Here is a 20,305-nt window from a genome sequence, read left to right as displayed (position 1 = left end):
TGGAACCGCCAGGAACCTGTTATTTTTCTAGCTCGCCTGCCAAGAACGCGGCCGCATCCCGCACGCGCCGCCGCGCCACCGCCGGGGTGGACACGCGGTGGGTGGAGACATAATCGCGCGCGGCGGCGCCAGGCACGGAAACGCGCGCGGCAATCTCATCCTCGGTGGCGGTCTGCACGAAAGTGTGCGGACCTAGCTCAGAGAGGTCCGCCGGGATGTCGTATCCAGCGCGCAGGTCCTCCGGCAGATGTGCCAGGGCACCGAAGTCGGGGAAGGTGAGCAGGAGGGCGTCGGCAGGCGCCAGCGCCGCCAGCGCCGCGCCGGAGGAATAACCCCAGGTAGTAACGCTAGAAGCGCCCTGCGCACGGGCATAGTCAATGGCCTGCTGCACGGCAGTGACCATCTCTGCCACGGTGTGCTCGGGGGCGAGCGGATAATCCACGTCAATAATGGTGGTGCCGGATAGCTGCGCGGCGGCGGCTACCTCGGGGCGCCACTGCATCTCCAGCGCTTGACCATTGCCGCGCCACCAGCCGCCCGAATGCAGCGACACCGCCCACCGGCCGGTAGGGGTGCTGGGCCGGAAAATAGCGCCCACCTCGGACTCTTCTACGCTAATGCCCTCCGTGTACGCAGTGCCCGGTAGCGCATGATCCACCGCAGTACCGAGCACCATCATTGCCGCATGGGTAATGCGATCCGGCAAGAGCGCGCAATATTGGTCCGCCTCAGGGGAGCCGCCCCCGGCCCACGGCGGGCGGAAATCCGGGGTGTCATAGTGGGCATCGATATAGGCAACCAGCTGCTCGAGCTGTTCCTTTTCCTCCATCTGGCGGTCTTGGCCGCCGATGTGCCACTCCTGGCCGGGCTCCAGCGGGCGGTGCGGGTCCTGGTTAGCATCTGCGTTAGTCATGCCACCGAGCCTACGCGCACCGCCTAGCGGCTAAAAGGGCTACCAGATGGTGACGCGGTCCTCTGGCGCAATGTACATGGCAGAATCCTCCGCCACGTCAAAGGCCTCGTAGAACTCCGCGATATTGGCAGCGATGAGGTTGCAGCGGAACTCCGCTGGCGAGTGCGGGTCAATGGCCAGGTACTGGGTGGCCATCTCTGGACGGATGGCGGTGCGCCAAACGCGGGCCCAGGCGAGGAAGAAGCGTTGTAGGCCGTTGTAGGTGTGCTCGGCCAGCTCTGGCTCGGCGCCTTCTACCTCGAACTTCTCCTCCTTTCCCTGCAGGTCAATGCCCTTATCGGCGCAGTAGTTCTTGAAAGCCACCACGGCGATGCCCAGGCCACCGAGGTCACCGATATTCTCGCCCAGGGTGAAGCTGCCGTTGACACCGGTGGAGTCGATGCCGGCTTCCTTGAGCACCGTCGGTACCTGTCCATTGAATTGCTCCACCAGCTTGGCGGTGAGCTTTTCAAAGGCCGCGCGGTCCTCCTCGGACCACCAGGAGTTCAGGTTGCCCTGGCCGTCAAATTGCGAGCCCTGGTCATCAAAGCCATGTCCGATCTCGTGGCCGATGACGGCACCGATGGCGCCGAAGTTTTCTGCGGCATCGGCATCCGGGTTATAAAACGGCGGGCGCAGGATGGCGGCTGGGAAGGTGATGTCATTGACCACCGGGTTATAGAAGGCGTTGACCGTCTGCGGGATGGTCACCCATTCATCGCGGTCGGCCGGCTTGCCAATCTTGGCCAGCTCAAAGTCATGGGAGAAGGCGGAGCCGGCGCGGGCATTGGCCAGCAGGTCCGCGCCCTTGCCAGAGACCTCGAGCCCGGAGTAATCGCGCCAGGTATCCGGGAAGCCAATCTTGGCTTTGAACTGGGACAGCTTTTCCAGCGCGCGCTCGCGGGTGGCCGGCGTCATCCACTCCAGCTGGGAGATGCGCTCACGGTAGGCGGCGATGAGGTAGTCCACCAGCTCATCCATCTCGCGCTTGGAAGAGGCCGGGAAGTGCTTATCCACAAATACCTGGCCAATCTCTTCGCCCACGAGGGACTCGGCCAAGCCCACGGCGCGCTTCCAGCGGTCGCGCTGCTGGGTAGCGCCGGAAAGCTTGGTGCCATAGAACTCGAAGTTCTTCGCGCCTACCTCCTCCGGCAGCATGGCCGCACGGGAGCGCAGGATGTGCCAGGTGGCCCACAGCTGCCAATCGGCCATGCGCGCGGTGGTAAAGAGGCTCTCGAAGTGCTCGAGGTAGGACGGCATCATATTGACCACGCGGTGCTCTGGCAGGTTGCCGCCGGAGAGCAGAGCGCGGGTCATGGTGGGCAGCTCGCTAAATTCGCAGGGGTTATAGGTCTTAACCGCATCGCGGGTGGAGACCACGTCCCAATGGCCAGCGGCCAGCTCCTTTTCCAAGGCAACGATGCGATGGGCGGCTACCTCGGCGCCCAGGCCAAAGAGGCGGGCTGGGTCGAGGAATTCCAGCATCTCGGCCACGTGCTTTTCATAAGCACTCAGCGTTTCCGCGTGGGCTTCCTCGCGGTAATAAGCCTCATCCGGCAGGCCCAAGCCGGATTGGATGACATAAGCAATGGCATCCTCGGAACCGGAGTCCTTGGACACCCAGAAGGTCACCGGGGAGCCGACGCCGGTGCGCTCAAGCTCACCCAGGCGCTGCGCCAGTTCTTCCGGGTCGGCCGCGCTCAGGCGGTCCAGATCCGCGTCCAATGGAGCCATGCCGGCCGCGTTGACTCCCTCGGTATCCATAAAGGAGGCATAGAGCTTGCCCGGGCGGCCGGTGTCCTTGTCCACGATCTCATGGACGAGTTCTTCGGCTTCGTCGCGCAGCGCGTGGAAGGTGCCATCCACGCCGCGATCATCGGGAATGACGTGGCTTTCCAGCCAGGGTCCATTGACTAGTTGATAAAGATCTTTCATGCTTGCCACTCTAGGTCAAAGCAGCAAGATAAGGTGTGGGCTATGGAATTTTATCGCTTTCCTCCAGCGCATCCGCGGCGCCTTTTCCTCGCCGTTATTGCGTTCGTGGCGGTGGTTCTCGCTCTGCCCACAATTGTGCAGGCGGCGCTGGCGGATTCCTCCGCGGACGTCGAGCAGGTCACCCTGACCGAGCCCAGCCAGGATTGGGAGATTGACGTTCCCGATCTCTACTGCGAGCGCGATTATGAATCCCTCGCCAGCATCGGCTGGACCTGCGGCGATGTCAGCGTGCAGGCCACTCTCACCGAGGATGCCAAGGACGATGCCACTACCTTGCGTCGCATGGTCCGCGCCCTCGCCATGGCTTCCCTGCCGGCCGACGCCCCCACCTTTGACGGCACGAATGGAGCACTCCTGCTTGCCGACGCCCCCTCCTCCACCGCCGCCCTCTCCCTCGACGGCACCGGCGAAGACGAAAACAAGGATTGGGTGGTCACCGTGACCGGCAAGGGCGACCAAGCCCGGGCCACCGCCTCGCGCATCTGGCATGCCTTCGGCCAAGAGGATCTGCCCGCCGATGCTAATGCAGAATTCGCTGACTTCTCTGGGGAGTTGATGTACTAGATGTCCAAGCTCTTTCGCACCACGCTGTGGATCCTCTCCGGCATTGGACTCATCGCGTTCTTGGTCCAGACGCTGAGCACATTCTTAATCTCTCCCCTGATGGGCCTGCTCAGCCTGCTCATCGCCGCCGTGCTCGTAGCGCTGGTCATCTACCTATTGCAACGCAGCCCCATGTGGGCACGCCCGGCGCGCCTGTGGGCCCTACTGGCTTTCCTTTGGGGCGGCGGTGTGGCCGTAGCCCTGGCGCTTATCAGCTCCGGTCCCGTCATGCAGCTCGCCATTGGCACCGGCTGGGTCGATGCCATGATGTCCTGGAGCGGCGCCTACCCAGAGGAAATCTCCAAGGCCACCGGCGTCATCTTCGTGCTCATGTCCTTCCGCCAGCTCAACCGCCCGTGGCATGGCTGGATAGTGGGCGCAGTGGTGGGCCTAGGCTTCGAGGCCTGCGAAAACATCCTCTACGGCGCCATGGGTGCCACCATGCATCCCGATAGCGATATCCAGGGCTTATTTGAAATGTGGGGCCTGCGGCTTATCGCCGGTCCTGGCCTACACGTCTTGCTCACCGCGCTGGCCGGCTGGGGCATCGGCTGGGCGCTCTATGCCGCCGCCAAACCGCTGTGGTGGCGTATCGGCGTCTTTCTCGGCTGCCTCGCCGCCGCTTTCCTCCTGCACTTTTGCTGGAACTACATGCACGATTCCGAGGTGGCCGCCATCATCCAGGCCGTCACGGTAGCGCTTATCCTCTACCCGCTGAGCATATGGCTGGTGCTGCGCGGCAATAAGCTCGCCAAGGCCGATGAGAGTTATAGCCACAGCACTGCCGACGACGCCCTCGCCTACATCCGCTAGAGCCGCCGACCACTCTGCACAACAAGCACGTTTCGCCCTTTTCATGCTCCGTGAGAGACGAAACGTGCTTGTTCTGCATTTTCTCGAGCCTCTAAAAGCCCTAGTTGCACACGCGCATCGGCGTTACCTGCGCCAGTGCTCGATTAGCGCTCGCGCAAGCCTGGCGCTCGTAGTTCGCTGCCGTGCGGGTGGCATCTCGTACAGCCTGTCGCGCTGGGCCTTGCAGGTGCAGATCGTGCTCGATACGAGCTCCAATGGCCTCGCTCGAACCGCCGGGGATTGCGCCTGGGGCATTATGTACGGCGCGGGTGACGTCAGCGGTATGGGTGGCCGCATCACCATAGGTATTGGCGGCTACGGTAAATCCAGGGGCGGTGGATACCGAGGCATGGATGCGGCGATTGTCTGACCAGCCAAACTTGGTACCGATAACCCCTGGAATCCGGGAGGTGCCAAAGTCTTGCCGGTAGCCATCGGCAGCCACAGGAGCGGCAGTAGCCATGCCGGTCCTGATGGGTGTGGCAACGGGATCGTGCTGGATACGCGAGGTAAACCGCGCTACATCCTCGGTGGAGGTGGTCGTTGTCCCCCAGTAGCCGGTGTAGTGCGTTTCGCGCAGGCCAAACTCGTGGATGATGCTGGGGATGGCCTGCGGGTAGCGGCGGTCCAAGTCGGTAGCCACGTTGTCATCGCTCACACGAATCATATGCTCCACGCGGGCTTTATCAGCCGGTGCACCGTATTTTAGAACCCAATAGCCCAAGTAGAGCTTGCTCAAAGACAGCGCGGGGCGAGACTCATGGGAATTAGCGGTGGACACCGTGGCCCCAGAATCGTGGCGGACGGTGATTTGGGTGCGCGCGGGCACAGCGTGCGGGTCGAGAGTGACAGCCTGGGCGGCGGGGATGGTAACGAGGGAGAGTGCGGTAACCAAGGAGCCTACCGCCAGCTTTTTCATCATGAAAATATCCTAGCGCCACCGTGGGTATTACGCACCGGCTTCTACGAGCAGGACTCCCCCGACAATGAGCACCACGCCGAGGGATTTCAGCCAGGTAAATGGCTCCTTGAACAGGAGGTAGGAGGCGATGGCGGTCAAAGCAACACCGGTGGCAGCCCAAATGCCGTAGGCCACGCCCAGATCCATGCCGGCCTTGAGTACGAGCGCCAAGAAGCCGTAGGCAGAGACATAGCACAGGGCAACGAGCGCCACCCAGAAGCGGCGGCCGGTTACCGCGGACATGCGCAGGCACAGCGTGCCGGTGACCTCAATGGCGGTGGCGAGGAAAAGGAGGAACCAGATCATTGCGGCGCCACCTCCACAGTATGGTCTTGATCCTCGTCTGGTTTCGCGCCCATTTCCACGCAGAATACGCCGCCCATGATGAGCGCGATGCCGGCGAGTTTTACCGCGCCGAGCGGCTCGCCAAATAGCGCGGCGGAAAGCAGCGCAGTGGAAATGACCCCGCCGGATGCCCAGAGACCGTAGGCCACGCCCACGTTGACGCCTTCTTGCATCACGCGGTGCAGCAGCACGAAGGCAAGGATGAAGCAGAGGGCGGCCACGCCGTAGATCCAGAAATGGTCCACGGCGTATTTCAGCGCGACAGTGCCCACGACTTCGCTGGCAATCGCGAGAAAAAGAATGACCCAGGCCCTCACTCCATCAACTCCTGTAATTCGCGGGCGTCGATTCCGTGCTCGTGCATTTTAACGCGGCCGCCAGCGTGCGCGATGGCCTCGCGATCCCAGAACTCCGCGGCGCGGGCGGGATCGTGGGAGGCGCCATCGGCGCGGACGACGCGCCACCAGGCGGTATCGGCACCGCCGCCATAGCGCTTTAACACGGTGCCGACGTTGCGCGCGCCGCAGCCGACCACCTTGGCCACCTCGCCATAGGAGGTGACGTTGCCGGGTGGGATTACGGCAACGACCGCCAATACGCGCTTGACCAGTGGCGACTCACTCATCGCAATTACTGCGGGTCGAGTCCCAGCACGTCATCCGATTCGGTCGGCTCCTCTTCGGGGGCGTCGTCGACCTCGGTAAGGGTGATGGTTGCACCGGTGGAATCGGCCAAAAGGCACATGCGACCGAAGGGTGAATCCCATGGTTCGCGGATGACCTCGCCGCCTAGTTCCACGGCCTTCTTCGCAGCGGCGTCGATATCGCGCACGCCCAGGTAGGTCTGCCAGAAGCTCGGGACCTGCGGCGGGAACTGCCCCTCGGCGTTCCACAGCCCGGCAAACGGCGCACCGTCTTCTTCCGCGGTGGCGTAGATGAAGTTCTCATCTTCGGACTGCATGGCGCGGATTTCCCAGTTGAAAAGCTCGCCATAAAAATCCATCGCGTTCTGGAAGCCCGAGGTAGCGGTGAGCTCGTGCCAGACCGGGGTGCCGGGCTCGCCGGCGGCCACGAAGTGCTCTGGGCCGGCGGGTTGGATGAGGCCGAACATGCCCCCGGCGGCGTCGACAAGCAGGGCCATGTGCCCCAGCTGCACCTGCTGCGGCTCCACAAGGATGCGCCCGCCCAGGTTCTGCGCGCGCTGGCAATCGCCCGCGATGTCCTTGGACAGGAAGTAGGTCACCCACGTATCCGGCATGGGGGCCTCCTCCGGCTGCGGGATGAGCCCGGCGATGGGCAGACCCTGCAGGCGCGCCATTTGATAGGGATTTTCTTCGCCGGACTCGGCGGAGATTTCCCAGCCCAGCACCTGCCCGTAGAAGTGCGCGGACTTGCGCGGGTCCGAGGTGGTCAGGTCGATCCAGTAGGGCATGCCCACTTCAGCTTCGAATGCTGGCATCTACATATTCCTCCACTTTTCCGGATCAAAGTCATCGTCGGCCGTGGCTTCATCAAAGTAATCATCGTCATCGTCCGGCTCGCCCACGCGCGCGCAGGCGTCCTCGATGCACACCTCATCGCCTGGGTGGAGCATGGCGCCCCGGCGCGTTTCGGGCTCGCCATTGACCGTGACTACGCCTTCTGCGATGAGCTCTTTAGCCTCGCCGCCGGTAGCCACCAAGCTGGCCAGCTTGATGAACTGGCCCAATTTGATGGCGTCGCCATTGATAGGAATGTCTAGCATGCCGCCCAGCTTACCCAGCCCGCGCGCGGCTATCGCTACGGGTGGGCGATATGGAAGAAATCCAGGACCGTATCGGTGGTCCACTCCGCTTTCACCAAACCGGAATGGTCCGTGGCCCCGCCGTTCCACGTGTGCGTGCCACCGTGGATGGTGTACTGCTCGGTGCGCGCATCACATACCCGCCAGGTGAAGTGCTCCACCGCTTCTTTCCGACGCCGCTTTGGAAACGGATTGCACCCATTCTCCCTCGCGATTCCGCGTAGCGATTGCTTCACCGAGCGGTAGTGCGCGCCGTGCTGGTGCCCGCCACCGTATTTCATGAGCACGTCGTCCGTGCCGTGAATATCGAGGTAATCGGTGGGCTCGCTGGCACAGTCCTTTTCCACGCGGTCATACTTGGCCGCCGAGACCGTCGCCACCGCATTAAATAGTCCCGGCCGCTTGCAGGTCACCGCGCGGGCGAATCCACCACCATTGGAAAAGCCCACGCCATAGGTGGTATCAGAGGCGGGATAGTGGCGGCGAACGAAATCAATCGTGTCATCCACGTATTTGAGGTCATCCTCCAAGCTGGTTACCGCATACGGTGCCGGCGCCCACGCCTTGCCCGCGCCTTGGACGAACACCGTGATGGCATCGCCCTGGGAGAGATCGGTGCCTTTGAACATATTGCCAGCATCCATCTCATAGCCGTGCATCGCCACGACCACGGGCAGGCGGTGGTGCTTATCCGCATTAAACGGCACGTGCACCACAAAACTGCGATGATTTTGCAGGTTAATGATCTGGTACTGACCATTGGCCGTTGTGCCTTGATCCGGCAGCGTGGTGATATAGCCATCGGCCGCGCCTTGCGATTCATTCGGCACGCTGCCCGGCTGCGGCGGTTCTTCCTCGCACCCTGCCATGAGCCCAGCGGCCGCGCATAACCCGGCGCATAGGGCCAGTGCTTTCTTGCCTACCTTAATCACGGGCGCGCAGCTTCACCGCAGTGCCGGTCGCGGTGACCATCAGCATGTCGTTCGAGGTGCCCATGGGCGAATAATCAAAGGCGATGCCCACCACGCCATCGGCCCCGAGCTCCTGCCCGCGTCGCCACAGCTCATCGAGTGCTGCCTCGCGCGCCTTGATGGCCTCGCTCTCATACCCGGCGGAGCGTCCACCGGTGATATTGCGGAGGGATGCCCCGAAATCCTTCAGCATATTAATACCGATGACGGTTTCCCCGGCGATGATGCGGATATAGTCCGTAATCTCATAACCATCAACGGTATTAGTAGTGGTAAAAATCATGGCCCCAGATTACATGGCTATAAGCCCACGCATTCCTTCAAATAGGATGACCACACCCAGCAGCAGAAAGACCACGCCGCTGACAATATCCACCCAGGCGGAGTTCTTGGCCATCCACTTCGAGACCGCACGAGTACTTAAAGCCACGCCTACAAAGAGCACAAGGCTTTCCAGAATCAATACGGCACCCACCAGTAGGTTGGCGCCAATGCCCATCCCGGGGTCGATGAAATTGGCAAAGATGGCGCCGAAGAAGATGACCACCTTAGGGTTCGAGAGATCGCAGATAAAACCCATACGATAGGCGGTGGCCGCCTTGATAATGCCGTCCGGCGTAAACCCGCGCGGCTGCGGGGTGCGGGTTTCGGTGCCCACGACGGTTGCGGGCGCACGGCGCTCCTTGATGCCGCCGGTAATGGCGGTATAGGCCATCCACAGCAGGTAAGCGCCACCAAGAATCTGCAGCGCTACGAGGATGCCAGGGTGCGCAGAAATCAGCGCGGATAGCCCCGCCAAGGAGGCCACGGTCCAAATGGTAAGGCCGGTGGTACTACCAAGCGCCGCCCATACGGCTGCGCGCGTAGAACGCGCACCTAAGCGAATGATTTGCACTACGTCTGGGCCCGGCGAGGCCATCGCCGCGAACCACACGCCCATTAAGGTCACCAGGGCGCTAATAGCCACCTAACACCTCCATACTCGCATGCGATTGGATTAACACATGCCACTATAAGAACCCTCTCACCTGCAGCGAAACAGGTAATTAATGTGATTTAGGCAGCTTCTCAATCTATCTTTTAGAATGACGTGCCTGGCCCAAGGTGTGTCCGCTCAGCGTGTGGTTTAACACTTATGAGACTTGCCGGTCACAGCCTCAGCGTTTTGTTTGCGCAGCCCGCAGGCCGTTCAAGATCACGATCACTTCGGCGACCTCGTGAACCAACACGACGGCGGCCAGGCCCAGCACGCCGCTGATCGCCAGTGGCATCAACACGATGATGATGGCCAGAGACAGCACGATGTTCTGGTTGATGATCCTGCTTCCTCGGCGGGCGTGCTGCAGCGCCTTCGGGATTAGCCGGAGGTCGTGGCCGGTGAAGGCGACGTCAGCGGACTCGATCGCGGCGTCAGAGCCGGTCGCTCCCATCGCTATGCCCACCGTCGCGCCCGCCAGTGCCGGCGCGTCGTTGATGCCGTCGCCGATCATCGCCGTCGGCGTCTTGGAGGAGAATTCGGCCACGATGCTTGCCTTGTCCTCAGGGCGCAGCTCGGCGCGCACGTCGTCGATTCCGGCGATTCCAGCCAGCGCCCGGGCGGTGCGAGTGTTGTCGCCGGTGAGCATGCTTACTTCCACGTCGTTGGCGTGCAGGGCCTGCACGGCTTCGGGCACCTCGGGCCGCAACTCGTCGCGGACCCCGATCGCCCCGGCGAGAGCGTCATCGACGGTGACCAGGACGCAGGTCTGGCCCTCGGACTCCATGCGCTCAACGTCCGCTTTCAGTGGCCCGGCATCGATCCATCGGGGGCTGCCCACCAGCACCCGTCGGCCTTCGACGGTGCCGCCGATGCCATGCCCAGCTTCCTCGCTGATGTCCGAGGCGGTGGGCGCTTCGGGCCCCGCTGCCGCGATCGCCGCGGCGAGGGGGTGTGTCGATTGCTGCTCAACTGCCGCCGCGAAGGAAAGCACCTGCGCCCGATCGAATCCGTCTGCCGGGACCACTCCGGTAACCTCAGGCTGGTTGCGGGTAAGGGTTCCGGTTTTGTCCACTGCCAGGTGACGGATGCCGCCGAGTCGCTCGAACGCCGCGCCGGACTTGATGACCACTCCGAACTGGCTGGCCGCGCCGATCGCGGCCACGACCGTCAGCGGCACGGAGATTGCCAGCGCGCACGGCGACGCTGCGACCAGGACTACCAGCGCACGGGTGATCCACGTCTCAGGGTCGCCCAGCAGCGAGCCGATCACGCCGACCAGCACCGCCAGGATCATCACCCCGGGCACTAGGGGTTGGGCAATCCGGTCGGCGATCCGGGCGCGGTCGCCCTTTTCCGCCTGCGCTTGCTCGACTAGGTCCACGAGTGTGGTCAGCGAGTTGTCCGTTCCAGCTGCGGTCGTTTCGACCTCCAGCACCCCGGCGGAGTTGATCGCTCCCGCAGGCACTTCGTCGCCGGGCGCAACCTCCTCCGGAATGGATTCTCCGGTGATCGCTGAGGTGTCAAGGCTGGAGCGCCCGGATCGAATGATGCCGTCCGTGGCGATCCGCTCCCCGGGGCGCACGAGCATTAGCTCGCCAACCTCGAGGTCCTTCGCTTCGACCTCGGCCGCTGTGCCGTCGCGCAGCACCGTCGCGGTCTGCGGTACCAGCTTCAACAGCGCCCGCAGTCCGCCTTGGGCCCGGTCCATCGCCTTGTCTTCCAGTGCCTCGGCGATCGAATACAGGAACGCTAGCGCCGCGGCCTCTCCGACGAATCCGAGGATCACCGCACCGACCGCGCTGATCGTCATTAGCAAGCCAATGCCGAGCTTGCGCTTCGTGACAAGGTTCCGGATCGCTCCAGGCGCGAACGTGTAAGCGCCCAACAGCAGCCCAACCCAATACAGTACCGTCGCGGGCGTCTCCAAGTCGGACCAGTCCAGCACCAGTCCTGTTATGAGGGCTACGCCGGAGAAGATCGGCAGCAGTAGCTCAGGGTCCTTCCACCATGGCCGATCGAGCTCGTCGATCTCCGTGGCGGGTTCGTGTTCGCATCCACATGCTGAACTCATACGTCCGCTCCTTTCTCGCCGCAGCCGGGCACCGAGCACTCAGTGTCGATACAGGGGGCATTCTCGTCGACGGCCAGCGTCGCGTGGACCAGCGCTTCGAGCGCTGCCGCGAGGTGGGGATCGGCGATTTCGTAGCGGGTCTTGCGGCCCTCCGGCTCAGCTACGACAATGCCACAATCGCGCAGGCAGGACAGGTGGTTCGAGACGTTCGAGCGGGTCAGATCCAAGCTTTGCGCGAGCACGGCCGGGTAGCTCGGGCCGTCTAGTAGGGTTATCAGGATTCGGGAGCGCGTCGGATCAGCCATGGCCCGACCGAGCCGGTTCATGACGTCGAGACGCGAAGCAATAGTCAACATGTGCTGAACTATACAGCATTCGATGAACTATTTAAAATAGGCTAAACTAACAGTCACGCGAAGGTCCTGCGACCTACAAGAATTAGTCGATGGGATAGCCGATGACTGGTCCTTCGCGGTTCGGCTGCCAACCCAACGCGGGGGCGCGACGTGGGCGGCGAATTTCTCCAGAATCTTCACGTGGATGTCCACACCCACCCCTGTGGGGAGGGTGATGAACAGGGTGTCGGCGGACATGACGGCGGCGTAGGTGCGGCCAGCGACACTGAAACCAAGTTTTCCATCAAAAGCTAGACACTCACGGACATTGCGTACGGGTCAAACCACACGTAGCGAAGCTTTCTAATAGCCAAATGACTAACTCTTTTCGCTGGTATCCGGGAATGATACTTCCTTGAAGTCGGCGGTCTTGGCTACCCCACGTACGAAGTACTGGAACTGCTGCTTGGAAACCACTTTGGTCTACGAAGACATAGCCCTTCAAGCTGCATCGCAGGAAAATTCCATTTCACGGTCGGTATGGGCCTTTTGCAGTTGGTTAATGCGAAATTTATTCACCGTCTCCTTAGCCACCCACACGCTTAACACGGTGTTTGGTCATCTTCGCGCGAGGCGAGCAGCTCCTTTAAGTGCGCATCGATGTCATCGAGCTTTTTGATAATAGCAACGGCGAAAACGATACTAATGACTAAAGCGATAATGCTGAGCATCAATGCCTTCCTTTACTCTGGTGCCCCATTACATTGGACCTGGTTCCTTGCGAGGCGATTAAATCATGGTTCTGGTCAGGTGGAGGGGCGCGCGGTGGGAAAGGGGGGGACGTCGGCAAGCAAAAGCGCCGCGCCACCAAGGATGGGAAACGCGGCGCTAGAGCAATCCAGCGGGAGGGTGCTTAGTGGTCAGCGCCCTGGATGGAGTGTTTGTGATCGCGGACTGCTTCGCCCTCAGCGTAAAGCGGCATATCCTGCTTGGCCTTGTACCATTCGGCGTGGTTCGGCTCGAGCGGGGTGCGGCCGGCGATGAGGTCGGCAGCCTTCTCGCCCACCATCATGGTTGGGGCGTAGATATTGCCGTTGGTCACAGACGGGAAGACGGAGGCATCCGCAATGTAGAGGCCTTCAACGCCCCATACACCCATGGTGTCCGGGTTAACCACGGCCATCGGATCGGACTCCGCGCCCATTTTGGCGGTGCAGGATGGGTGCAGCGCGGTCTCGCCGTCGTTGCGGACCCACTCCAGGATTTCCTCATCGGTCTGGACATCCACGCCCGGGCTGAACTCGCGGGCGCCAACTTCTTCCATGGCCTTGGTATCCAGTAGGGAGCGGGCAACGCGTACTGCCTCTACCCACTCGCGGCGGTCCTGGTCGGTCTTCAGGTAGTTGAAGAGGATGGACGGCTTGTCGTGGATATCGGCGCTCTTGATGTGAACGTGACCCTTGGTATCGGAGAACATCGGGCCAACGTGCCACTGGAAGCCGTGCTTGACGTCCGCCTTCTGGCCGTCATAACGCACAGCCATCGGCAGGAAGTGGAACATGAGGTTCGGGTAATCCTCATTCTCATTGGAGCGCACGAAGCCGCCGCCCTCAAAGTGGGAGGTAGCAACCGGGCCCTTGTGGGTCAGCAGCCACTGCAGGCCCATGAACGGCCAGCGCCACTTATCCAGGTAAGGCTGGGAGGAAGCGGTGGACTTGGTGGTCTCATACTGGATGTAGACCTCGAGGTGGTCCTGCAGGTTCTCGCCCACACCTGGCAGGTGCTTGACGACGTCAATGCCGTGCTTCTCCAGAATCTCGCGGTCACCAATGCCGGAGATCTCCAGCAGCTGCGGGGTGTTGATGGCGCCGGCGGACAGGACGATCTTCTCGGCGTAAACGCGGTGAACGCCACCCTGCCACTCATACTCAACGCCGACGGCCTTCTGGCCCTCGAAGAGGATCTTGGTGGTGAAGGCGCGGGTGCGGATCTCGAGGTTCTCGCGATCCATGTTGGGGTACAGGTAAGCGCGGGCAGCGGACCAACGCTTGCCGTTCTTAATGTTGCGATCGAACGGCGCGAAGCCCTCCTGGCGGTAACCGTTGACGTCATTGGTCAGGTTGTAGCCGGCCTCCTGTACGGACTTGAACAGGGCCTGGAAGAGCTCGGAGGTAGCCGGGCCACGGGAGAGGTACAGCGGGCCATCGTGGCCGCGGCGCGGATCGTTCGGCTCGGCCGCAGCGGCGGTCTCCATGCGGTTGAAGTACGGCAGGCAGTGGGCGAAGTCCCAGTTTTCCATGCCTGGGTTCTGGCCCCACTTCTCGTAGTCCATCGGGTTACCGCGCTGGTAGATCATGCCGTTGATGGAAGAAGATCCGCCGAGGACCTTGCCGCGGGCGTGGTAGACGCGGCGGCCGTTCATCTCCGGCTCTGGATCGGATTCGTACATCCAGTCGTAGTTCTTTGCACCAATCGGGAAAGAGAAGCCGGATGGCATGTGAATGAACAGATCCCACAGGGAATCTGGGCGGCCGGCCTCAAGGACCAGCACGCGGGTGTTCTTGTCTTCGGTCAGGCGTGCGGCGATGACGGAGCCTGCGGAGCCGCCGCCAACGACGACTACGTCGCTTACTTCATCGGTGACCTTTTTAGCGGAGCGCTTCTTGGTCAGCTTGTCCATAAAACCCATAAATCCCCTTCTTTCTGTGAAATATTTCACACGTCCAGATGGCCCCACCGAAAGTGAATATTTTGCATATTATGCATTATTCCGTACATATTCACATCGCCTTATGTGCGGGCACCGCTCCCAGATTACACATCCATTAGAAGTTTTCCCAGATTAATGTATATTTGCCTTGTTCGGATGGACGTCCACGCAGATGAAATCCGAAGTCTTTGCGTATAGTTTGCCCACATATGATTCATTTCACTCACCTATCTCTCCCTGCGATCTTGTGAGCCTTTTGGGGCACTCGTGCGAAAGATTCGGCCCAAACCAACCAACAATAGGAGAAGTAGATGGCTAACTTTGACCCTCACGATCCTGAGGAGTCTCACACTTCAAATAAAGACCCCCAACAAGGGGGTAAAAACACCTCTCTCGCAACCTCATCTGGAGAGCCCAAGAAGCGCAGCCCGCGCTACCAGGTCCGCGCCCTCGTCGGCAGCTACAAGGCTGAAACCGGCGATGCCGTAGGCGCGGATCAGGTCCCTGCTCCCAAGACCAACTGGCCGGTATTTATTATCTCTGGCGTGTTGATCATCGCCATGGTGCTCTACGCCGGCTTTGGCCGTGAATCAGCGGCGGAGACCCTGGCCAATGTCACCGGCTGGATTGGTACCAACCTCGGCTGGTTCTATGTTCTCACCGCCACCATCGCCGTGGTTTTCGTCCTTTATATTGCCATCTCCAATGCCGGAAATATCCGCCTAGGCCCGGACCACTCGCGGCCCAAATTCAATACTTTCTCCTGGGTGTCCATGCTCTTTGCCGCCGGCATTGGCGTGGATCTTATGTTTTTCGCCGTCGCCGAGCCAGTCACCATGTACATGGCGCCGCCCGTGGGCGAGGGCGAGACTATGGAGGCCGCCAAGGAAGCCGTGGTCTACGCCATGTTCCACTATGGCCTGACCGGCTGGGCCCTCTACGCCCTCATGGGCATGGCTTTCGGCTACTTTGCCTACCGCCTGAACATGCCGCTGGCTATTCGCTCCGCGCTCTACCCGCTCATCGGCAAGCGCGTGCACGGCCCTATTGGCTCCGCTGTCGACATCGCCGCCATGCTGGGCACCGTCTTCGGTGTGACCGCCTCCCTGGGCATCGGCGTGGTGCAGCTGTCCTACGGCATTCACCTCATCTTCGGCTTTGAACAGGGCTTCGGCCTGCAGGCCGCGCTCATCATCATCGCCATTACTATTGCGACCCTCTCGGCCGTATCCGGCGTGGATAAGGGCATTCGCTTCCTCTCCGAGCTCAACGTCTACCTGGCTATCGCGTTGATGATTTACGTCGTCGTCTTTGGCAAAACCGCGTACCTCTTCGATGCCATCGTGACCAATATCGGCGACTATGTCTCGAAGTTCCCATCTTGGACCATGGAGACCTTTGCCTTCGCCGAGGACCAGGCGGCCGCCGATACCTGGATGCAGTCCTGGACCCTCTTCTTCTGGGCATGGTGGATTGCTTGGGCGACCTTCGTTGGTCTCTTCTTGGCCCGCATCTCCCGCGGCCGCACCCTGCGCCAGTTCATCTTCGGCACCCTCACCTTCCCGTTCCTGTTCATCCTGATGTGGATGTCCTTCTTCGGCAACACCGCCTTGGACATGGTCCGCTCCGGTGACTACCCCGAATTCGCCGAAAATGCGATCAACGTCCCTGAGCAGGGCTTCTATGACATGCTGCACGAGTTCCCAGGCTCCGGCATCGTCATTTTCTTGACCACGTTCATCGGCCTGCTGCTCTACATCACCTCGGCCGATTCCGGCGCGTTGGTGATGTCCAACTTCACCTCCCGCATTACCGATAATCGCCAGGATGGCGCGCGCTGGCTGCGCATCTTCTGGTCCGTGACCGTGGGTGCACTGACCCTGGCCCTGCTGCAGATCGATGGCATTGCCACCGTGCAGTCCGCGACCGTCGTCATGGGCCTGCCCTTCGCCTTCGTGGTCTACCTCATCATGTTCTCCCTATGGAAGTCCCTGCGCCTTGAAAACGTGCAGCGCGAGGCCCGCACCACCGCTATGCACGGCGTGATTTCCTCCCGTACCGAGCGCGAGCCTTCGGATTCCAACCTGTGGAAGAACCGCCTCGACCGCGCCAATACCTACCCCTCCAAGCAGGAGATGGATACTTACCTGCGCGATACCGCCACCTATGCTTTGGAGCAGGTTGCTACCCACATGCGTACCCGCGGCTACGATGCCCTCTTGCTCACCAGCGAGCTTCCCGACGTCGAACTGCCCCAGCTCGACCTCGAAGTAAAGCTGCACAATGAACGCATGTTCCGCTATCAGCTCTTCCCGGTTGCGGCCGAGCGCCCCGACTTCAGCACGGGCGAAGGAGACGAATACTACCGCCTCGAGGTCTATGACATGACTGGCTCCTTGGGCTATGACGTCTACGGCTACTCCGAGAACCAAATCATCAATAACGTACTGGACCTCTACGAGCGCCACTTGGCCTTCCTCTACATGCAGCAGACCCAACCGGGTGAGTCCGATGTCTCCGATGGCGCCGAGCCCGAGCGCACCTGGCGCGAAGATAGCTAAGCTGGCCAGTACAACTACCTCTATGAGAGAAAGGTTGCTTTTCACTTGAGCACCCAGAACACTCTGTTCGACCCCACCCAGACCGAGCTGCTGAAGGGCGTACATGCCGACCGCGCCCCAAAGTCCCTGTTTATCAACGGTAAGTGGGAAGCCGCCCAGAGCGGCGAGACCCGCACCATCATTTGCCCGGCCGATGGCTCCACCGTGGGCCTGGTTTCCGAGGCATCCGATGAGGACACCGAGCGCGCCATCAAGGTTGCCCGTGAAACCTTCGACAACGGCGAGTGGGCTAATACCCCGGCTGCCGAGCGCGGCAAGCTCGTCATCCGTGTGGCCGATTTCATCCGCGAGCACAAGGAGCTTTTCGCACAGGCCGAGTCCGCCGATACCGGCAAGCGCTACGAGGAATCCCTGGGCGATATGGATGACATCGCCAACGCCTTCGAGTTCTTCGGCACCCTGGCCCAGCACCAGGCCGGCCGCGTAGTAGACCCGCAGGATCCCAACCTGCGCTCGCGCATCGACGCCGAGCCCGTTGGCGTCTGCGGCCTGATTACCCCGTGGAACTACCCGCTGCTGCAGGTCTCTTGGAAGGTGGGCCCGGCCCTGGCCGCCGGCAATACCTTCGTCCTCAAGCAGGCGGAGCTCACCCCGCACACTGCCATGCTGCTCATGGCCGCCCTCAAGGAATGCGGCCTGCCAGACGGCGTAGGAAACCTCATCACCGGCGCTGGCGCTAACTGCGGCAACCCGCTGTCCCAGCACCCGGATGTAGACATGGTCTCCTTCACCGGTGGCCTGGTCACCGGCAAGATCATCGCCAAGAATGCAGCTGAGACCGTCAAGCGCACCGCACTCGAGCTCGGTGGCAAGAACCCGAACGTAATCTTTGCCGATGCCGACTTCGACGTCGCCGTGGACAACGCCCTCAATGGCGCCTTCTTCCACTCCGGCCAGGTCTGCTCCGCAGGATCCCGCATCGTCGTGGAAGAGTCCCTGCACGATAAGTTCGTCGATGCCCTGGTAGAGCGCGCCAATAAGATCAAGATCGGCGGCCCGACCGATGACAAGGCCGAGACCGGCCCGCTCATCTCTGCCGAGCACCGCGAGAAGGTCGCCGCCTACGTGGACAAGGCGCGCGAGCAGGGCGCCAAGATCCTCACCGGCGGCCGCGCTGCTACCAGCGAGGACACCAATGGCCAGCACGGCACCGGCAACACCGACTTGGGCGCCGGCGTCTACTACCTGCCGACCATCATTGATGGCGCTACCCGCGAGATGGACTGTGTCCACGACGAGGCCTTCGGCCCAACCGTGACCATCGAGACCTTCACCACCGAGGAGGAGGCCATCGCCATCGCCAACGACACCGAGTACGGCCTAGCTGGCGCCGTCTACACTTCCGACGCCGGCCGCGCCGAGCGTGTTGCCCGCGCCCTGCGCCACGGCACCATCTGGATCAACGACTTCCACCCGTACCTGCCACAGGCAGAGTGGGGCGGCTACAAGCAGTCCGGCAACGGCCGCGAGCTTGGCCCCACAGGCTTGGCCGAGTACCAGGAGCACAAGCACGTGTACCAGAACCTCTCCCCTGCCGCTTGGGAGCAATTTGGCCTGCAGTAACTAAGCCGGCCGCATAATAGTCAGCTCCCGCTGCTCGGAAAGAGCGCGGGGGCTGACTTTTTATATGAAGCCAACGGGCACTGATTATGCGGAAACGGCATCTTCCAGCTCAGCCAGCAAGGAATTAGTGCGCTCCACCTTGAAATCGACCGGACGGAATTCGCCCTCTGCCCAGTCGGTGGCGAGGAAGAACTCGATCTGGTTCCGCAGCTGTGGCATGGAGAAATTCACCACGATAGGGCGCCATGCCTCGATGGCGCGAACGGCACCGGATGGGCCGTAGCCAACGAAAGCAACAGGCTTGCCCGCCCACTCTGCGGCCAAGCAGTCAAAGGCATTCTTGAACGGGCCCGGCACGGAGCGGTTGTACTCCGGGGTGACAAAGACGAACCCATCGCAGGCGTCCACTGCATCAGACCATGCCTGGACCTTCTCGTCGTCGTACTGCTTATTAGCGGCAGCCGGTACAACTTCGGTGGTCAGGACCGGAATATCGAATTCTTTGAGATCCAGCAACGTGTAGTCCACGCCATTCTGGCGTCCTTGGGCCACGTCATTGAGCCACTCGCCCACTACCTTGCCGACGGCCTTATCGCGGGTGCTGCCGATGATGATGCCAATACGAGACATGAGAAAACCTTCTTTCCTTCAAGCTTTATGTAACATTCCTAGCCTACCGCTCGCGCAGATACTTGTCTGATGGTGATGTTGATACGTCCTTCACTCAACCCACACCCCTCCGGCAACGTGCCATCATTGACGCGCACCACCCCGTGGTAGGCGTAGCGCTTCGGCCCACCAAAGACCACCAAATCACCACTACACAGCGTAATATCGTCCCACGGCCGCGTGCGCGCCTCGGTATGCCCCATACGGAAAAGTGCCTCATCCCCAATGGAAAGCGAAATCACCGGCGCAGGTGATTCCTCAAAGGCATCCACGTGCATACCCATGGCCGATCCCGGTGGATAGTAATTCACCAACGCCATCTCCGGCACGAAAGTCTCCACCCATGGCTCTAGCTCGGGTGCTACCTTCGCCGCGGCGCGCAGTGCCCCCGGTGCAATCCGCCGCAAGCTCTCCGGCACCGGCGGAACCCGCGTGCCGTCCATATTGTCCACGTACCGATAGCTGGGATAATGCCAATACCTACCCACATGCAGCTGAAATACACTCATTTGCCCGCCGGATTTCAACCGCGGGCGCACCATCGCCATCGGTGTCGCCGCATACTCGCGCGCAATGCCGCGCATCTCTTCTACCAAGGCCTTCTGCTTATCGACGCCCACCCATCCCGGCACATGCCCCACCCCCGGAGCTACACGCACGCTCGGCCGCGGCAGCGAATCAAAAAGCATGACCTCACCCTAACCCAACGCCCCGATAAATCGACCAAGACCTATTATCCTCGCCAAGGATCAGAATCTGTTCAAGACCAATAGGCCGGTTGCGTCCCCTAACGTGGTGTATCTGTAGCCCGCGGTAAGTCTTGTGCCGGTGTGCATGAAGGCGACCATCGCGGGTACCTTTCGAATCAACTCTTACCTATCCTCGAAAGGAAGTAC

21 protein-coding genes and 1 pseudogene are annotated in these 20,305 nt (G+C 61.4%); 4 read left to right on the top strand and 18 right to left on the bottom strand.

What is annotated here, in order from left to right; translation table 11 throughout:
• Positions 1-19: 19 nt before the first annotated feature.
• Both MHY13_RS07610 and MHY13_RS07605 read right to left on the bottom strand, forming a co-directional pair.
• The gene (locus tag MHY13_RS07610) at positions 20-913 is read right to left on the bottom strand and encodes an alpha/beta hydrolase (protein ID WP_239282662.1); all 894 of its coding nucleotides are present in this window, start codon (positions 911-913) and stop codon (positions 20-22) included.
• Between the two features lie 39 nt (positions 914-952).
• Entirely contained in the window at positions 953-2,887 is a 1,935-nt protein-coding gene (locus MHY13_RS07605; RefSeq protein ID WP_239282660.1) for a M13 family metallopeptidase, read from the bottom strand.
• A 42-nt stretch (positions 2,888-2,929) separates the two neighbouring features.
• On the opposite strand from MHY13_RS07605, the gene MHY13_RS07600 reads away from it, so the two are divergent.
• Positions 2,930-3,511 (top strand): hypothetical protein, encoded by a 582-nt coding sequence (locus tag MHY13_RS07600; RefSeq protein ID WP_239282658.1) that lies wholly within the window; start codon positions 2,930-2,932, stop codon positions 3,509-3,511.
• Positions 3,512-4,363, top strand: coding sequence for a PrsW family intramembrane metalloprotease (locus tag MHY13_RS07595; RefSeq protein WP_239282656.1), 852 nt, complete (start codon positions 3,512-3,514; stop codon positions 4,361-4,363).
• A 100-nt stretch (positions 4,364-4,463) separates the two neighbouring features.
• Here MHY13_RS07595 and MHY13_RS07590 read toward each other — a convergent pair whose 3' ends face one another.
• The 14 genes and pseudogenes from MHY13_RS07590 to betA all read right to left on the bottom strand — a co-directional run bounded on the left by MHY13_RS07590 (position 4,464) and on the right by betA (position 14,535).
• On the bottom strand, positions 4,464-5,324 hold the full coding sequence (locus tag MHY13_RS07590; RefSeq protein ID WP_239193973.1) for a hypothetical protein: 861 nt from the start codon (positions 5,322-5,324) through the stop codon (positions 4,464-4,466).
• Between the two features lie 27 nt (positions 5,325-5,351).
• Positions 5,352-5,669 carry a multidrug efflux SMR transporter gene (locus tag MHY13_RS07585; protein ID WP_005323220.1) on the bottom strand — a complete coding sequence of 106 codons (318 nt, stop codon included), beginning with the start codon at positions 5,667-5,669 and terminating at the stop codon, positions 5,352-5,354.
• A complete protein-coding gene (locus MHY13_RS07580) occupies positions 5,666-6,025 on the bottom strand; it encodes a multidrug efflux SMR transporter (RefSeq protein WP_239236501.1) in 360 nt (119 codons plus the stop codon). Before MHY13_RS07580 ends, MHY13_RS07585 begins: the two co-directional genes overlap by 4 nt.
• Complete coding sequence (locus MHY13_RS07575; RefSeq protein WP_239236499.1) at positions 6,022-6,333, bottom strand: MGMT family protein; 312 nt, start codon at positions 6,331-6,333, stop codon at positions 6,022-6,024. Before MHY13_RS07575 ends, MHY13_RS07580 begins: the two co-directional genes overlap by 4 nt.
• Positions 6,334-6,338: 5 nt before the next feature.
• Positions 6,339-7,166, bottom strand: coding sequence for a VOC family protein (locus MHY13_RS07570; RefSeq protein ID WP_239236497.1), 828 nt, complete (start codon positions 7,164-7,166; stop codon positions 6,339-6,341).
• Positions 7,167-7,451, bottom strand: coding sequence for an RNA-binding S4 domain-containing protein (locus tag MHY13_RS07565; RefSeq protein WP_239236495.1), 285 nt, complete (start codon positions 7,449-7,451; stop codon positions 7,167-7,169).
• Positions 7,452-7,486: 35 nt separating this feature from the next.
• Entirely contained in the window at positions 7,487-8,422 is a 936-nt protein-coding gene (locus tag MHY13_RS07560; protein WP_239236493.1) for a PHB depolymerase family esterase, read from the bottom strand.
• Positions 8,415-8,744 carry a YbjQ family protein gene (locus MHY13_RS07555; RefSeq protein ID WP_005323228.1) on the bottom strand — a complete coding sequence of 110 codons (330 nt, stop codon included), beginning with the start codon at positions 8,742-8,744 and terminating at the stop codon, positions 8,415-8,417. Before MHY13_RS07555 ends, MHY13_RS07560 begins: the two co-directional genes overlap by 8 nt.
• A gap of 9 nt (positions 8,745-8,753) precedes the next feature.
• Entirely contained in the window at positions 8,754-9,428 is a 675-nt protein-coding gene (locus MHY13_RS07550) for a LysE family translocator (protein ID WP_239236491.1), read from the bottom strand.
• 190 nt (positions 9,429-9,618) lie between these two features.
• The gene (locus MHY13_RS07545) at positions 9,619-11,511 is read right to left on the bottom strand and encodes a cation-translocating P-type ATPase (RefSeq protein ID WP_239282654.1); all 1,893 of its coding nucleotides are present in this window, start codon (positions 11,509-11,511) and stop codon (positions 9,619-9,621) included.
• Complete coding sequence (locus tag MHY13_RS07540; protein ID WP_239229375.1) at positions 11,508-11,867, bottom strand: helix-turn-helix transcriptional regulator; 360 nt, start codon at positions 11,865-11,867, stop codon at positions 11,508-11,510. The genes MHY13_RS07545 and MHY13_RS07540 overlap by 4 nt, the downstream gene beginning before the upstream one ends.
• Before the next feature lie 82 nt (positions 11,868-11,949).
• Positions 11,950-12,110, bottom strand: a pseudogene (locus MHY13_RS07535) (alkane 1-monooxygenase); the annotation flags it as partial.
• A gap of 338 nt (positions 12,111-12,448) precedes the next feature.
• Complete coding sequence (locus tag MHY13_RS07530; RefSeq protein WP_239193961.1) at positions 12,449-12,577, bottom strand: chemotaxis protein; 129 nt, start codon at positions 12,575-12,577, stop codon at positions 12,449-12,451.
• Between the two features lie 182 nt (positions 12,578-12,759).
• Entirely contained in the window at positions 12,760-14,535 is a 1,776-nt protein-coding gene (gene betA / locus MHY13_RS07525; protein ID WP_239230915.1) for a choline dehydrogenase, read from the bottom strand.
• A gap of 332 nt (positions 14,536-14,867) precedes the next feature.
• Between betA and betT the strand changes: the two genes are divergently transcribed.
• Both betT and MHY13_RS07515 read left to right on the top strand, forming a co-directional pair.
• Positions 14,868-17,117 carry a choline BCCT transporter BetT gene (betT, locus tag MHY13_RS07520; protein WP_239282652.1) on the top strand — a complete coding sequence of 750 codons (2,250 nt, stop codon included), beginning with the start codon at positions 14,868-14,870 and terminating at the stop codon, positions 17,115-17,117.
• A gap of 45 nt (positions 17,118-17,162) precedes the next feature.
• The gene (locus MHY13_RS07515) at positions 17,163-18,740 is read left to right on the top strand and encodes an aldehyde dehydrogenase family protein (RefSeq protein WP_239282650.1); all 1,578 of its coding nucleotides are present in this window, start codon (positions 17,163-17,165) and stop codon (positions 18,738-18,740) included.
• Positions 18,741-18,824: 84 nt separating this feature from the next.
• Here the strand turns inward: MHY13_RS07515 and MHY13_RS07510 are convergent, their stop codons facing one another.
• Together MHY13_RS07510 and MHY13_RS07505 are read right to left on the bottom strand one after the other, a co-directional pair.
• Positions 18,825-19,370 (bottom strand): NADPH-dependent FMN reductase, encoded by a 546-nt coding sequence (locus MHY13_RS07510; protein WP_239282648.1) that lies wholly within the window; start codon positions 19,368-19,370, stop codon positions 18,825-18,827.
• A gap of 38 nt (positions 19,371-19,408) precedes the next feature.
• Complete coding sequence (locus tag MHY13_RS07505) at positions 19,409-20,098, bottom strand: alpha-ketoglutarate-dependent dioxygenase AlkB (protein WP_239282646.1); 690 nt, start codon at positions 20,096-20,098, stop codon at positions 19,409-19,411.
• Positions 20,099-20,305 lie beyond the last annotated feature (207 nt).

The sequence above is a fragment of the Corynebacterium sp. ACRPE genome, assembly GCF_022347435.1.
GTDB classification, from domain to species: domain Bacteria; phylum Actinomycetota; class Actinomycetes; order Mycobacteriales; family Mycobacteriaceae; genus Corynebacterium; species Corynebacterium tuberculostearicum_D.
This window is presented reverse-complemented; position numbering and strand designations above follow the sequence as displayed.